The organism is Mesorhizobium sp. WSM4815 (genome assembly GCF_055811575.1).
This window is the reverse complement of the sequence record NZ_JBVVQS010000078.1, coordinates 83613-97384: the sequence shown is the minus strand read 5'-3', so window position 1 is coordinate 97384 and position 13772 is coordinate 83613. Positions and strand designations below refer to the sequence as shown.

Sequence of the window (13772 nt, the reverse complement as noted above, 5' to 3'; positions counted from 1 at the left end):
CCCCCCCCCCCCCCCCCCCCCCCCCCCCCCCCCCCCCCCCCCCCCCCCCCCCCCCCCCCCCCCCACCCCCCCCCCCCACCCCCCCCCCCCCCCCCCCCCCCCCACTGTGGGGGGCGCCTCGCACAAACCTGTCTCATCTGCCGCATTCCCCCACGCGGCCTCTACCGCAGCGATGGCCGCCGGCGGCAATTCCTTCGACAAGGTCAGATAATCCTCCAACCTCAACCTTCCGCCACCACGCTCCAGCATCTCCAGCAGTTCACGTGGGGTTTGCGGAATCCCTTCAACGACGTAGCCCTGTTCGCTCAGGTCGTGCAGCATCGCCAGCACGCTGGACGGCACGTCGAGGCCGACGGCGTAGCCGGTGCGGCCGGGGGCGCTCGGATAGTCGGGTATCAGGATGGCGAGCTTGCGCTTTTCGCGCGGCGTGCGCTGCAGGCGCACGAACGCCTCGACACGGTTCGCCACCTGCGCGACCCGGTCCAGCTCCGGCCGGTTGGCGAAGGCGCGGAAGGCCAATGCGGGATCGACCTCGCTTTCGCCCTTGAAGGAAACGGCGCCGGCAAGGATGCGGCCGTCGAGTTCCGGCAGGACGACATGCATGGCGAGGTCGGCGGGCGCCAGGCCGCGCTGGTTGTCTTGCCAGATATCGCGGCGTGTCGTCGCGACGATGACCTGAAAAACAGGAACGCCGGCGCGGTCGAACAGGGTTTCGACGCCGGGCTCGGCACCCGAGGCGAAGGCGGTCGCGGTGATGATGGCGGCCGGCTTCAGCGCGGCAAGCGCGGTCTCGACAAAGGCGAGCGAGGCCGGGTCCTTGAGGCTGGAGACGAAGATCGGCACGGGGGCCATGCCGCGCTGCCGCAGCGCTTCAAAAAGCGCTTCGATCGGCGCGACATCGGCGGCGAGCAGCATCGAGCGGTAGAAGAGAATGGGGATGATTGGGGCGGATTCTATGGCTGCAAGGCGCGAAGGAACGCCAGCATTTGAAAAGTCCGGTCTTTCTACGACCCCCAATCCCGGCTCATAAAATCCCGCCTTCGGCACGACAACCGGCTCCGCGACTGCCACATCTGATCCCGCGAGACTTGCCAGCCTCTGCACCAGCGCCGTCATATTCTCCGGGCCGCCTTCGCGGAAATAGCCGAGCAGGCCGTCGAGCTCCTGGCGCGGCAGCGTCGAGCCTTCGATCAGCCGGAGATCCTCGTCGCGGCATTCGCCGGGCAGCAGCGCCAGTTTTATGCCGTGCGCGCGGGCGGTCGAGGCGAGCTGGTCGCAGCCGTAGCGCCACCAGTCGTAGCCGCCGAGGATGCGAACCAGAACAACCCTGGCGTGCCGGGCGACACTGTCGATCCACAGGTCGACGGACATCGGATGGCGCAGATCGCGCAAGGCGGCCAGCCGCATCGACGGCAGCCGATCCGCATCTGCCTGCCATGCCGCCGCCAGCCCGGCCAGATCGCTGTCGGTGAAGGACAGCGCCACGACATCCGCAGGCGTCTGCCTGAGATCGACAGGCTCGGCAAGATCGTCGAGCGAGGCGGATGTGGTGGTGAGGATGTGCATCGCGGCTCGTGCCTGAGGTCAGCCGGCGAGAATACGCTCGATGGCCGGGCGGTTCAGCCCTTTCAGGCCGATGACGACGAGGCGGGAGCGGCGATCGTCGGCGGCGGTCCAGGCGCGATCGTAGTAGTGGTTGACGCGCGGCCCGACTGCCTGCAGCAACAGCCGCATCGGCTTGCCGCCGACCTCGACGAAGCCTTTTACGCGCAGCACGTTTTCTTCCTCCGCCGCCGTGGCGACACGCAACGCCAGCTCATCGGGATTGGCAATCGACGGAATGTCGATGACGAACGAGTCGAAATCGTCATGCTCGTGATCGAGCTCGTCGTCGTGGTGCGTCTTGCGGTTCTCGATGTCGTCCTCGACGGCAAGGCCGAGGCCGAGCAGCACGGACGGATCGACCTTGCCCTGCGAGGCCGGCACGATCTTCACCGCGCGGGCGGCGTGCTTCCCGATGACGGCATTGGCGCGGGCCGAGCCGGCGGCGTCCATCAGGTCGCTCTTTGACAATATGATCAGGTCGGCGCAGGCGAGCTGGTCCTCGAACACCTCCTCGACCGGATCGTCGTGGTCGAGCGTCTCGTCCTGCGCGCGCTGCGCCTGCAGGGCGTCCATGTCGTTGGCAACGCGGCCTTCGGCCAGCGCCGGTCCGTCGACCACGGCAATGACGCCGTCGACCGTCACCCGGCTCTTCACCGTCGGCCACTGGAAGGCCTGGACCAGCGGCTTGGGCAGCGCCAGCCCGGAGGTTTCGATCAGGATATGGTCGACCCTGGGCGTCAGCGACAGGATCTGGTCGAGCGCCGGGACGAAATCGTCGGCGACGGTGCAGCAGATGCAGCCATTGGCCAGTTCGACGATGTTTTCCTCAGGGCAGGTGTCGATGCCGCATCCCTTAAGAATCTCGCCATCGATGCCGATGTCGCCGAACTCGTTGACGATGATGGCCAGCCGCTTGCCGCCGGCGTTTTCGAGCAGATGGCGGATCAGCGTCGTCTTGCCGGCGCCGAGGAAGCCGGTGACGACGGTGCAGGGCACACGCGAGACGGAAGTGGTCATATCTGGTCCTTCAAAAGGTCGAGGGGTGGGATGCGGGCAACGAGGCCGCGCTTCAGGCAATCGGGGCGGCCGCGCCATGGGATGAGGCCGTCGGTCGAGGTGGCGAAGAGTTTTGCGCCGGTGATGAGATCGGCGCCGCTGGTCGCGGTCAGGTCGCCGAAGACATAGCTCCAGCAGCCGTCGCGCAGGATAGCGGCGCTGAGGCGGCGCTTGCAGTTGCCGAGGCATTCGACGCTGCGGATACGGATATTTTCGCCAGAGGCGGCGCGGCGCGTGTCTTCGGCCAACAATTCGCCGGCGCGAGGATGGCCGTCGGAGCCGGTCTCGTCACGGCAGGAGGCGCAGACGATCACGGTGACGTCGGCCAGAGCATCATCATCGCCGGACAATACGCCCGCTGTCTCAGCCGAAAAACTGCTGTCGCGTTCCAAATCAGGCTCCTTGCCCGGAAAACCCGCCAGGCGATCGGATTCTTTTGTCCTAGACGGCAGGTCTCCTGGCTCGCGGGTCATCGCCTTGGTGCCGCCTTCCCGGGATTTTCCCAGTGGTTATCGGCCTTGGCTCGTCGCTTACAGTTGCGGGGACAGCCGCGGATTTGAAATCGGATTTCGCACCGCATTCCCTCTTGGCTCCTCCCTTTGCCGAGAGGAGACCGTCTGAACCGGATTTAGGCTTGTGGAGGCAGTCGTGTCAACGCACGTCTACGACGCGGCGAGGGAAACGCTGCGGGGCAATTTTCGCGTCGGCGCTGTCCCTCATTGCCCTGCCGGGCATTTCTCCCCGTATAGTGACGGGGAGAAAGAGCTGGCCGCAACGGCGGCGCCTGCAACGCTGGCGATTGGCGAAACCATCGATGACAGCATCCCTCTCCCCGTCTCTATACGGGGAGAGGACGCCGGCAGGCAGGTGAGGGGCAGCGCCCACATCGACCTCACGAAACCGCGACATCCGCCAGCGCATGGCCCAGATCCCCCGCAGGCGTCACCTCGATGCGTTCGAGCCCGAGCCAGCCCTGCATCAGCTTCAATTCCTCAAAAAGTTCGGCGGCGGTTTGCGGCGGCGCGCCGGGTTCGGCATAGGCGGCATGGACGCGCAGCACGCCGGCCGGGCGGTCGGCCTTAAGGTCGATGCGCGCCACGATCCTTTCGCCGAGCAGGAACGGCAGCACATAATAGCCGTATTGGCGCTTTTCGGCAGGGGTGTAGATCTCGATGCGATAGCGGAAGTCGAACAGTCTTTCCGTACGCGCCCGCTCGAAGACTACCGGATCGAAGGGAGCGAGCAAGGCGCGCGCCTCGATCTTGCGCGGAAAACGGGCATTCCTGTGAAGATAGGCGGGCTTGCTCCAGCCTTCGACGGTCACCGGCAAGAGGTCGCCGGCCTCGACCAGTTCCTCGATGCGGCCTTTGATGTCGGCGGGGGAGAGGCGGAAATAGTCGCGCAGGTCGCCTGCTGTCGCGACGCCGTGGGCGCGGGCGGAAATGCGCAGCAATTCGCGGTGCGCATCCTCAGGCGAGGGCACAGGCAAGGCAAGTACTGCCGGCGGCAGCACGCGCTGCGGCAGGTCATAAAGCCGCTCGAAGCCACGACGTGACGCCGTGGTGATGCGGCCGGCCCAGAACAGCCATTCGAAAGCGTGCTTGGCGTCGCTCCAGCCCCACCAGCCGCCTGAGCCTTTCTGGCCTTCCAGGGCGGAAGCGGCGATCGGGCCGCGTTCGACGACCTCGCGAAAGATGTCTTCAATGTAGGCGGTGCGCTCGCGGCCCCACTTGGCCAGCCCGTTATACATTTCCTCGCCACGTTCGGCCCGTTCCATGCGCCAGCGCATCAGCGGATAGGTTTCGACCGGCAGAAAGGAGGCTTCGTGCGCCCAATATTCGAAGAGTTTGCGCTTGCGCGTCACGGCGGCGTTGTCGAGCAGGGCGAGCGGGTAGGGGCCAAGCCGCGAATAGAGCGGCATATAATGGGCACGCACCACCGCGCTGACGGAATCGATCTGCAGCAGACCGGTCCGGCCAAGCACACGGGCCAGATGGCGGCGATCGGGCGTGCCGTTAGGGCGAGGATCGGCAAACCCCTGTGCGGCAAGCGCGATGCGCCGGGCCATGGCGAGCGAGATTTTTTCCTTCATACAGGCGGCACTCTGTCGGCGTTTGACCAAAGGTGGGAGAGATGATTCCGCACCATGCTAGCAGGGTTCTGGCGGCATCCATGTCAGGAGAGAAAAGTGGAGTAAAAAGCGAAGGAAATCAAACAGGAGCGGATTGGACCAGTTTATCCGGATATGCCGTCGAGCACCGTGTTTTGAACAAGGTTTGACTTGCTTCGCCGAAAGCCCTGCGCTAACCCTCGCCGCGTTGCAGCATAGAGCCCCCTAAAACGGTTCAGTGGTTAAACTGTCACGCTTCCGCAAGTGGGTCCGGTGCTGTAATCAGAGTGGATTGGCCGCCAACGGAAAGCTGCAGCATGAACGCATTGTTGAGTTCGTACCTGCCCATCGTCCTGTTCATCGGCGTGGCGCTGGTCGTCGGCCTGGCGCTGCTTGCCGCACCCTTTCTGGTGGCCTACCGCAATCCCGATCCGGAAAAGCTTTCCGCCTATGAATGCGGCTTCAACTCCTTTGACGATGCCCGCATGAAGTTCGACATCCGCTTCTACCTAGTGTCGATCCTGTTCATCATCTTCGATCTGGAAGTGGCCTTCCTGTTTCCGTGGGCAGTGTCTTTCAGCCAGATCGGCATGCTCGGATTCTGGTCGATGATGGTGTTTCTGGCGGTGCTGACCATCGGCTTTGCCTATGAATGGAAGAAAGGAGCGCTGGAATGGGATTGAGCGACAATTCCGGCACGCTCGTCGCGCCGAAGCCAAAAGGCATTCTCGACCCCAGCACCGGAAAGCCGGTGGGGGCGAATGATCCCTTCTTCCTCGAGATCAACAACGAGCTTGCCGACAAGGGCTTTCTCGTCACCTCGACCGAGGCGCTGATCACCTGGGCGCGCAGCGGCTCGCTGATGTTCATGACCTTCGGTCTTGCCTGCTGTGCGGTCGAGATGATCCACACCTCGATGCCGCGCTATGACTCGGAGAGGTTCGGCGTTGCGCCGCGCGCCTCGCCGCGCCAGTCCGACATCATGATCGTCGCCGGCACGCTGACCAACAAGATGGCGCCGGCGCTGCGCAAGGTCTACGACCAGATGCCGGAGCCGCGCTACGTCATCTCGATGGGCTCCTGCGCCAATGGCGGCGGCTACTATCACTATTCCTATTCGGTGGTGCGCGGCTGCGATCGCGTCGTGCCTGTCGACATCTATGTGCCCGGCTGTCCGCCGAGCGCGGAAGCGCTGCTCTACGGCATCCTTCTGTTGCAAAAGAAGATCCGCCGCACGGGCACGATCGAGCGGTGAGCGCGATGATGAGCCTGAATGAACTCTCGACCTATCTCGGCGAGAAGCTGAGCGGCCGGATAGGCGATGCGGTGCTTGCCTATGGCGAACTCACGATCTCGCTCGAGCCGCACGATCTGATCGAGGTGGTGAGCTTCCTGCGCGACGATCCAAAATGCCAGTTCATCTCGATCATCGACGTCTGCGGCGCCGATTATCCGTCGCGGGCCAAGCGCTTCGACGTCGTCTATCACCTGCTGTCGCCGAAGCAGAATATTCGCATCCGCATCAAGGTGCAGGCCGACGAGGAGACGGTGGTGCCGTCTATCACCGGTGTGTTTCCGGGCGCCGACTGGTTCGAGCGCGAAACCTACGATCTCTACGGCGTGCTGTTCTCGGGCCACCCCGATCTCAGGCGAATCCTGACCGATTACGGCTTCGAAGGCCATCCGCTGCGCAAGGATTTCCCGCTGACCGGTTTCGTCGAGGTGCGCTACGACGACGAGGCCAAGCGGGTCATCTACGAGCCGGTGGAATTGAAACAGGAATTCCGCAATTTCGATTTTCTCAGCCCTTGGGAGGGGACGGATTACGTCCTTCCAGGCGACGAAAAAGCCAAGACGAATTGAGACGCCAGAATGGCTGAAACCTCCGTCCGCAATTTTAACATCAACTTTGGACCTCAACACCCTGCAGCGCATGGTGTTTTGAGGCTGGTTCTTGAGTTGGACGGCGAAGTCGTCGATCGCGTCGATCCGCATATCGGGCTGTTGCATCGCGGCACCGAGAAGCTGATCGAAGCCAAGACCTATTTGCAGGCCGTGCCCTATCTCGACCGGCTCGACTACTGCGCGCCGATGAACCAGGAGCATGCCTTTGCGCTGGCCGCCGAGCGGTTGCTCGGCATCGAGGTGCCGAAGCGCGGCCAGCTGATCCGCGTGCTCTATTGCGAGATCGGCCGCATCATGTCGCACATCCTCAACGTGACGACGCAGGCAATGGATGTCGGCGCGCTGACGCCGCCGCTGTGGGGTTTTGTCGAGCGCGAAAAGCTGATGGTGTTCTATGAGCGGGCCAGCGGCTCGCGCATGCATGCAGCCTATTTCCGGCCCGGCGGCGTCCACCAGGACCTGCCGCAGCAGCTGGTCGAGGACATCGGCAACTGGATCGATCCGTTCCTGAAATCGCTCGACGACCTCGACGCACTGCTCACCGGCAACCGCATCTTCAAGCAGCGCAACGTCGACATCGGCACCGTCTCGCTGGCCGATGCCTGGGCCTGGGGTTTTTCGGGCGTCATGGTGCGTGGATCCGGCGTCGCCTGGGATCTGCGCAAGTCGCAGCCCTATGAATGCTATGCCGAGATGGATTTCGACATTCCGATCGGCAAGAACGGCGACTGCTACGACCGTTATCTCGTGCGCATGGAAGAGATGCGCCAGTCGGCGAAAATCATGCGCCAGTGCGTCGACCTGCTGCTCGGCAAGGAGGGCACGGGACCGGTGTCGAACCTCGACGGCAAGGTGGTGCCGCCGAAGCGCGCGGCGATGAAGCGCTCGATGGAAGCGCTGATCCATCACTTCAAGCTCTACACCGAGGGCTATCGCGTGCCGGCCGGCGAGGTCTATGCGGCGGTGGAAGCGCCGAAAGGCGAGTTTGGCGTCTACCTGGTCTCGGACGGCACCAACAAGCCCTATCGCTGCAAGCTGCGCGCGCCCGGCTTCGCGCATCTGCAAGCCATGGACTTTTTGTGCCGCGGCCACATGCTGGCCGACGTCACCGCCGTTCTCGGCTCCCTCGACATCGTGTTTGGTGAGGTCGATCGATAAATGTCAGTCCGCCGTCTCGCAGAAGCCAGCCTCCAGCCAGCCTCCTTCGCCTTCAACCGGGCGAATGCGGCGGCGGCGAAGCAATGGATCAACAAATATCCGAAGGGCCGCGAGCAGTCGGCGATCATCCCGTTGCTGATGCTTGCGCAGGAGCAGGAAGGCTGGGTGACCAAGGCTGCGATCGGGACGATCTCCGACATGCTCGGCATGCCCTACATCAGAGGGCTCGAAGTCGCGACCTTCTACACGCAGTACCAGCTCAATCCGGTCGGCACCCGCGCGCATATCCAGGTCTGTGGCACCACGCCCTGCATGCTGCGCGGCTCGGAAGCGCTGATGGACGTGTGCCGTTCGAAAATCCATCACGACCAGTTCCACACCAACGACAAGGGCACGCTGTCGTGGGAAGAGGTCGAATGCCTTGGCGCCTGCGTCAACGCGCCGATGGTGATGATTTTCAAGGACACTTTCGAGGATCTGACGCCGGAGCGGCTTGCCGAGATCATCGACCTCTATGATGCCGGCAAGGGCGCCTCGGTGAAGCCGGGGCCGCAGAACGGCCGCATCACCTCCGAGCCGATCACCGGCCTGACGACGCTGAAGAGCGAAAAGGCAATCCTGAAGACGACCCGCGACAAGGACGCCAAGGCAGCCGCCAAGGCCGCCAGGGAGGCAGCGCCAGCGGCAATTGTCGCGGCGCCAGCGGCTCTGGCCCAGGCATCGGCCGGCCCCGTTGCGCCGTCGAAGGCCAGCAAGCCGAAGACCGATGCGCCCGAAACCAGCCCGGCGCTGGAGACGCCTTCTCCGGCAAAGGTCGCACCGGATACGGAAAAGGCGGCGAGCGTCAGAGCGCCGCGGCATTCGGCGGCCAACGCCAACAAGGCCGCGCCGGAAGTCGAAAAGGTTTTGAAACAGCGCAGCGGTCCCAAGACCAAGGCTGAGCCGACGGCTGCTTTCAAGGCGCCGGAGTTGAAGGAAGCGCCGATCGGCGCTGCCGGCAAAAAACCCGTCAAGACGACCAGTGCCAAGACGGGCAAACCTTCGCTCGAGGACAAGAACCGTCCGGCCGGCATCGCCAGGCCGGCGCTGGTCGACGATCTCAAGCTGATCTCGGGCGTCGACCCGAAGATCGAAGGCATCCTGCATTCGCTTGGTATCTTCACCTACGCGCAAGTCGCGTCTTGGAAGAAGGCCGAGCGCGAGTGGGTCGATGGCTATCTCAGTTTCCACGGCCGCATCGAGCGCGAAGACTGGGTCAAGCAGGCCAAGGCGCTGGCCAAGGGCGGGGTCGCCGAATATATCCGCGTCTTCAGCAAGAAACCGGTCTGAGGGACGAACAATGCTTCAGGACAGAGACCGCATCTTCAACAACATCTACGGCCGCTTCGACAAGTCGCTGGCCGGTGCGATGGCGCGCGGCGCCTGGGACAACACGCCCGGCATCATCGCCAAGGGGCGCGACTGGATCGTCAACGAGATGAAGGCGTCAGGCTTGCGCGGCCGCGGCGGCGCCGGCTTCCCGACCGGGCTGAAATGGTCGTTCATGCCCAAGCAGAGCGACGGCCGGCCGAGCTATCTCGTCGTCAACGCCGATGAATCCGAGCCCGGCACCTGCAAGGACCGCGACATTTTGCGCCATGACCCGCACACGCTGGTCGAAGGCTGCCTGATCGCCGGCTTCGCCATGGGCGCGATCGCCGCCTACATCTATGTGCGCGGCGAGTTCATCCGCGAGCGCGAGGCGCTGCAGCGCGCCATCGACGAGGCCTATGCGGCCAAGCTGATCGGCAAGAACAACACGTCCGGATACGATTTCGACATCTACATGCATCATGGCGCCGGCGCCTATATCTGCGGCGAGGAAACGGCGCTGCTCGAAAGCCTCGAAGGCAAGAAGGGCCAGCCACGGCTGAAGCCGCCGTTTCCGGCCAATGTCGGCCTCTATGGCTGCCCGACGACGGTCAACAATGTGGAGTCGATCGCGGTGGCGCCGACCATTTTGCGCCGCGGCGCGGCGTGGTTCTCGTCGTTCGGCCGGCCCAACAACGTCGGCACCAAGCTGTTCTGCGTTTCGGGCCACGTCAACACGCCGTGCACCGTCGAAGAGGCGATGTCGATCCCGTTCCGCGAGCTGATCGAGACGCATTGCGGCGGCATTCGCGGCGGCTGGGACAATCTGCTGGCGGTCATTCCGGGCGGCGCTTCGGTGCCGCTGGTGCCGGCGGAGCAGATCATCGATGCGCCGATGGATTTCGATGCGCTGCGCGACCTGAAATCGGGTCTCGGCACGGCGGCTGTCATCGTCATGGACAAATCGACCGATATCGTGAAGGCGATCGCCCGGCTTTCCTACTTCTACAAGCACGAGAGCTGCGGCCAGTGCACACCGTGCCGCGAAGGCACCGGCTGGATGTGGCGGGTGATGGAGCGGCTGGTGCGCGGCGAGGCGCAGAAGCGCGAGATCGACATGCTGCTCGACGTGACCAAACAGGTCGAGGGCCACACGATCTGCGCGCTGGGCGATGCGGCGGCGTGGCCGATCCAGGGCCTGATGCGGCATTTCCGCGGCGAGGTGGAGCGGCGTATCGACGAGTTTTCGCGCAATGCGCACCGGGCAGAGCCGGTGATGGTGGCGGCGGAATAGACGAGAGTTGAAAGATGGGCGAATGCCCGATTTGAGATACGGGCAAAAGTGCCCGATCTGAAATACGGGCAAGAGCCCGATCTGAAATCCGGGCAAGTGCCCGATTTGAGATACGGGCGAGGGCCCGATCTGAAATACGGGCAAGTGCCCGATTTGAGGAAACAGGCCGGGGCATACGGAAGAAACGACCAGGAGACTACCTATGTCGCTGAATTCGAGACCCGAACATTTGATGCCAGATTTGGACCCGTTCGAGAAGATGAACCAGGACCTGACCAGGATGATGCCGAAGGAGATGGCCAGCGCCGTCAATCTCCTGGCGCACCCTGTCGCGAGTGCGGCAGCGATGTCGGCGCTCGGCATCGGGCTTGCCAATCATGCCTTTGGGGTGTGGATGGGCGTGCTCTCGGGAGCCGCCGAGGCCTCGCAGCGCCTCTTCCAGCCGATCGTCGACGATTTCGATGCCAGGGTCGAACGTTTTTCGCAGACAGGGACAAGCTCCTCGACCAAGGCGCGCGCGGCGACAAAAACCTTGATCGCCGAGGCGCAGTCCTTCGCCAGGAACGTGAATGACATAGCCGCCAACAGCATGGATGATGCGCGCAGCGTGGTGGATGCGGCTGCCGCACCGGCCGGGTTGATGCCGGAGGATTTCAAGCAGCCCAAGGCAATGGATCGTCCGGAAAACCCGGCAGACCTCAAGGCGATATCGGGGATCGGGCCGAAGCTGGAACAGGTGCTGAACGGCCTGGGCATCTGGACCTACGGCCAGATCGCGGCGTGGACGCCGGAAGAGATCGCCTGGGTCGACGATTATCTGTCGTTCAAGGGCCGCATCGGTCGCGACAACTGGCTTGGCCAAGCAGCGGCGCTGGCCGCCAAGGCCGAGAGGTAGGCGACGCGATGGAGGTCCACGACAGGCGCGATGTTCTCGACGTGCGCAACGCCATCGTCAGCAATTCCAGTTTCGATGACGTCAACATGTCGAACACCCGGTTTCACGACGTCAACCTGTCGGCGGCCAGGATCCACCGCACCAACCTGAGCAACACCAAGGTGGAAGACGCCAATCTTTCGAACGCGTATTTCACCAACGTGAACATGAGCAACGTGAAGATAGACGCGCAGGTTGCGGGCATGATGATCAACGGGATCAGCCTTGAAGACCTGTTCCAGGCATATGAGACGGCGAAGACCGCCGGGGGCAATTGATGGCAAAGCTCAAGGTCGACGGGAAAGAAATTACTGTACCCGACCACTACACGCTGCTGCAGGCAGCCGAGGACGCCGGCGCCGAAGTGCCGCGCTTCTGCTTCCATGAGCGGCTGTCGATCGCCGGCAATTGCCGCATGTGCCTGATCGAGGTGAAGGGCGGGCCGCCCAAGCCGCAGGCGTCCTGCGCCATGGGCGTGCGCGATCTGCGTCCGGGACCAAATGGCGAAACGCCGGAAATTTTCACCAACACGCCGATGGTCAAGAAGGCCCGGGAAGGCGTGATGGAATTCCTGCTGATCAACCATCCGCTCGATTGCCCGATCTGCGACCAGGGCGGCGAGTGCGACCTGCAGGACCAGGCGATGGCGTTCGGCGTCGATTCCTCGCGCTATCACGAGAACAAGCGGGCGGTCGAAGACAAATATATCGGGCCGTTGGTCAAGACGATCATGAACCGCTGCATCCATTGCACGCGCTGCGTCCGCTTCACCACCGAAATTGCCGGCATTTCCGAGCTCGGCCTGATCGGCCGCGGTGAGGACGCCGAAATTACCACCTATCTCGAAAGCGCGATGACATCGGAACTGCAGGGCAACGTCATCGACCTTTGCCCGGTCGGCGCGCTGACCTCCAAGCCCTACGCCTTCCAGGCGCGGCCGTGGGAACTGACCAAGACCGAATCCATCGACGTGATGGACGCAGTCGGCTCGGCGATCCGCGTCGATTCAAGAGGCCGCGAGGTGATGCGCATCCTGCCGCGCACCAACGAGGCGGTGAACGAGGAGTGGATTTCCGACAAGACCCGCTTCATCTGGGACGGCTTGCGCACCCAGCGCCTCGACCGGCCATATGTCCGCAAGAACGGCAAGCTGGCCCCGGCAAGCTGGGCCGAGGCTTTTTCCGCGATCAAGGAAGCGGTGTCGCGAACCGCGCCCGACAAGATCGGCGCCATATCAGGCGATCTCGCCGCCGTCGAGGAGATCTATGCGCTGAAGCTGCTGATGGCCTCGCTCGGCTCGAAGAACACCGATTGTCGTCAGGACGGTGCGGCGCTCGATCCGTCGCTCGGCCGGGCAAGCTATCTCTTCAACCCGACCATCGAGGGCATCGAGCAGGCCGACGCGGTGCTGATCATCGGCGCCAATCCGCGCTTCGAGGCTTCCTTGCTCAACGCCCGCATCCGCAAGCGCTGGCGGCTCGGCAACCTGCCGGTCGGCGTCATCGGCGATGTCGGCGATACGCGCTACGACTATGAGCAGCTCGGCGCCGGACCGGAATCGCTGAAGGATTTGGCCGACGGCAACGGCAAATTCTTCCAGGTGCTGAAGCAGGCGACGCATCCGCTTGTCATCGTCGGTCAGGGCGCGCTGTCGCGCTCGGACGGCGCGGCCGTGCTCGGCCATGCGGCGAAGCTCAGCCTGGCCGTCAATGCCGCGAGAGCCGACTGGAACGGCTTTGCCGTGCTGCACACTGCGGCGGCGCGTGTCGGCGGTCTCGATGCCGGCTTCGTGCCGGGCGAGGGCGGCAAGAACGTCGCCGGCATGCTGGGCGATATGGAGGTGCTGTTCCTGCTCGGCGCCGACGAGATCGACATGACCAGGACCGGCGGCGCCTTCGTCGTCTATATCGGCACGCATGGCGACCACGGCGCGCACCGCGCCGACGTCATCCTGCCGGGCGCCGCCTATACCGAAAAATCGGGCACCTACGTCAACACCGAGGGCCGGGTGCAACAGACCAACCGCGCCGGCTTCGCGCCGGGCGATGCGCGCGAGGACTGGGCGATCCTGCGGGCGCTGTCGGATGTGCTGGGCAAGAGATTGTCGTTCGATTCGCTGCCGCAGCTGCGCGCAAAACTCTATGGCGAATACCCGCATCTTGCCCGCATCGACCAGGTCGCGGCCGGCAATGCCGACGATATCGCTGAGGTGGCGAAGCTCGGCGGGCGGCTTGGCAAGGGCGCCTTCACCTCGCCGGTCAAGGATTTCTACCTGACCAACCCGATCGCGCGGGCTTCCGCAGTGATGGCGGAGTGCTCGGCGCTGGCGAAAAACGGTTTTAGGCAGGCGGCGGAATAGC

At 63.9% G+C, this 13772-nt stretch carries 13 protein-coding genes and 1 riboswitch; of the genes, 9 read left to right on the top strand and 4 right to left on the bottom strand.

Annotated elements, in window-relative coordinates; all coding sequences use genetic code 11:
- The 4 genes from AC0L2B_RS05490 to AC0L2B_RS05475 form a co-directional block, all read right to left on the bottom strand.
- On the bottom strand, positions 1-1566 hold a 1566-nt coding region (locus tag AC0L2B_RS05490), incomplete at its 3' end, for a cobaltochelatase subunit CobN (RefSeq protein ID WP_473744508.1).
- 18 nt (positions 1567-1584) lie between these two features.
- The gene (cobW, locus tag AC0L2B_RS05485) at positions 1585-2622 is read right to left on the bottom strand and encodes a cobalamin biosynthesis protein CobW (protein ID WP_473744507.1); all 1038 of its coding nucleotides are present in this window, start codon (positions 2620-2622) and stop codon (positions 1585-1587) included.
- Positions 2619-3053 (bottom strand): DUF1636 family protein, encoded by a 435-nt coding sequence (locus AC0L2B_RS05480; RefSeq protein WP_287056179.1) that lies wholly within the window; start codon positions 3051-3053, stop codon positions 2619-2621. Before AC0L2B_RS05480 ends, cobW begins: the two co-directional genes overlap by 4 nt.
- A 38-nt stretch (positions 3054-3091) precedes the next feature.
- Positions 3092-3294: riboswitch (cobalamin riboswitch) on the bottom strand.
- Between the two features lie 259 nt (positions 3295-3553).
- Entirely contained in the window at positions 3554-4753 is a 1200-nt protein-coding gene (locus AC0L2B_RS05475) for a winged helix-turn-helix domain-containing protein (protein WP_473744506.1), read from the bottom strand.
- Positions 4754-5088: 335 nt separating this feature from the next.
- Here AC0L2B_RS05475 and AC0L2B_RS05470 point away from each other — a divergent pair, with 335 nt between their 5' ends.
- From AC0L2B_RS05470 to nuoG, 9 genes are all read left to right on the top strand, one after another.
- Positions 5089-5454 (top strand): NADH-quinone oxidoreductase subunit A, encoded by a 366-nt coding sequence (locus tag AC0L2B_RS05470; protein WP_023798850.1) that lies wholly within the window; start codon positions 5089-5091, stop codon positions 5452-5454.
- Complete coding sequence (locus AC0L2B_RS05465) at positions 5445-6026, top strand: NuoB/complex I 20 kDa subunit family protein (RefSeq protein WP_027156092.1); 582 nt, start codon at positions 5445-5447, stop codon at positions 6024-6026. Before AC0L2B_RS05470 ends, AC0L2B_RS05465 begins: the two co-directional genes overlap by 10 nt.
- Positions 6027-6031: 5 nt before the next feature.
- Positions 6032-6634, top strand: a complete 603-nt coding sequence (locus AC0L2B_RS05460; protein ID WP_473511662.1) for an NADH-quinone oxidoreductase subunit C — start codon at positions 6032-6034, stop codon at positions 6632-6634.
- A 9-nt stretch (positions 6635-6643) separates the two neighbouring features.
- Complete coding sequence (locus tag AC0L2B_RS05455; protein ID WP_473744505.1) at positions 6644-7834, top strand: NADH-quinone oxidoreductase subunit D; 1191 nt, start codon at positions 6644-6646, stop codon at positions 7832-7834.
- Positions 7835-9163 carry an NADH-quinone oxidoreductase subunit E gene (locus tag AC0L2B_RS05450; protein ID WP_473744504.1) on the top strand — a complete coding sequence of 443 codons (1329 nt, stop codon included), beginning with the start codon at positions 7835-7837 and terminating at the stop codon, positions 9161-9163.
- A gap of 10 nt (positions 9164-9173) precedes the next feature.
- The gene (gene nuoF / locus AC0L2B_RS05445) at positions 9174-10478 is read left to right on the top strand and encodes an NADH-quinone oxidoreductase subunit NuoF (RefSeq protein WP_128166987.1); all 1305 of its coding nucleotides are present in this window, start codon (positions 9174-9176) and stop codon (positions 10476-10478) included.
- A 202-nt stretch (positions 10479-10680) separates the two neighbouring features.
- Complete coding sequence (locus AC0L2B_RS05440) at positions 10681-11373, top strand: NADH-ubiquinone dehydrogenase (RefSeq protein WP_473744503.1); 693 nt, start codon at positions 10681-10683, stop codon at positions 11371-11373.
- A gap of 8 nt (positions 11374-11381) precedes the next feature.
- On the top strand, positions 11382-11690 hold the full coding sequence (locus AC0L2B_RS05435) for a pentapeptide repeat-containing protein (RefSeq protein ID WP_023798858.1): 309 nt from the start codon (positions 11382-11384) through the stop codon (positions 11688-11690).
- Entirely contained in the window at positions 11690-13771 is a 2082-nt protein-coding gene (nuoG, locus tag AC0L2B_RS05430; RefSeq protein ID WP_473744502.1) for an NADH-quinone oxidoreductase subunit NuoG, read from the top strand. The genes AC0L2B_RS05435 and nuoG overlap by 1 nt, the downstream gene beginning before the upstream one ends.
- The last annotated feature ends 1 nt before the right edge of the window (position 13772 follow it).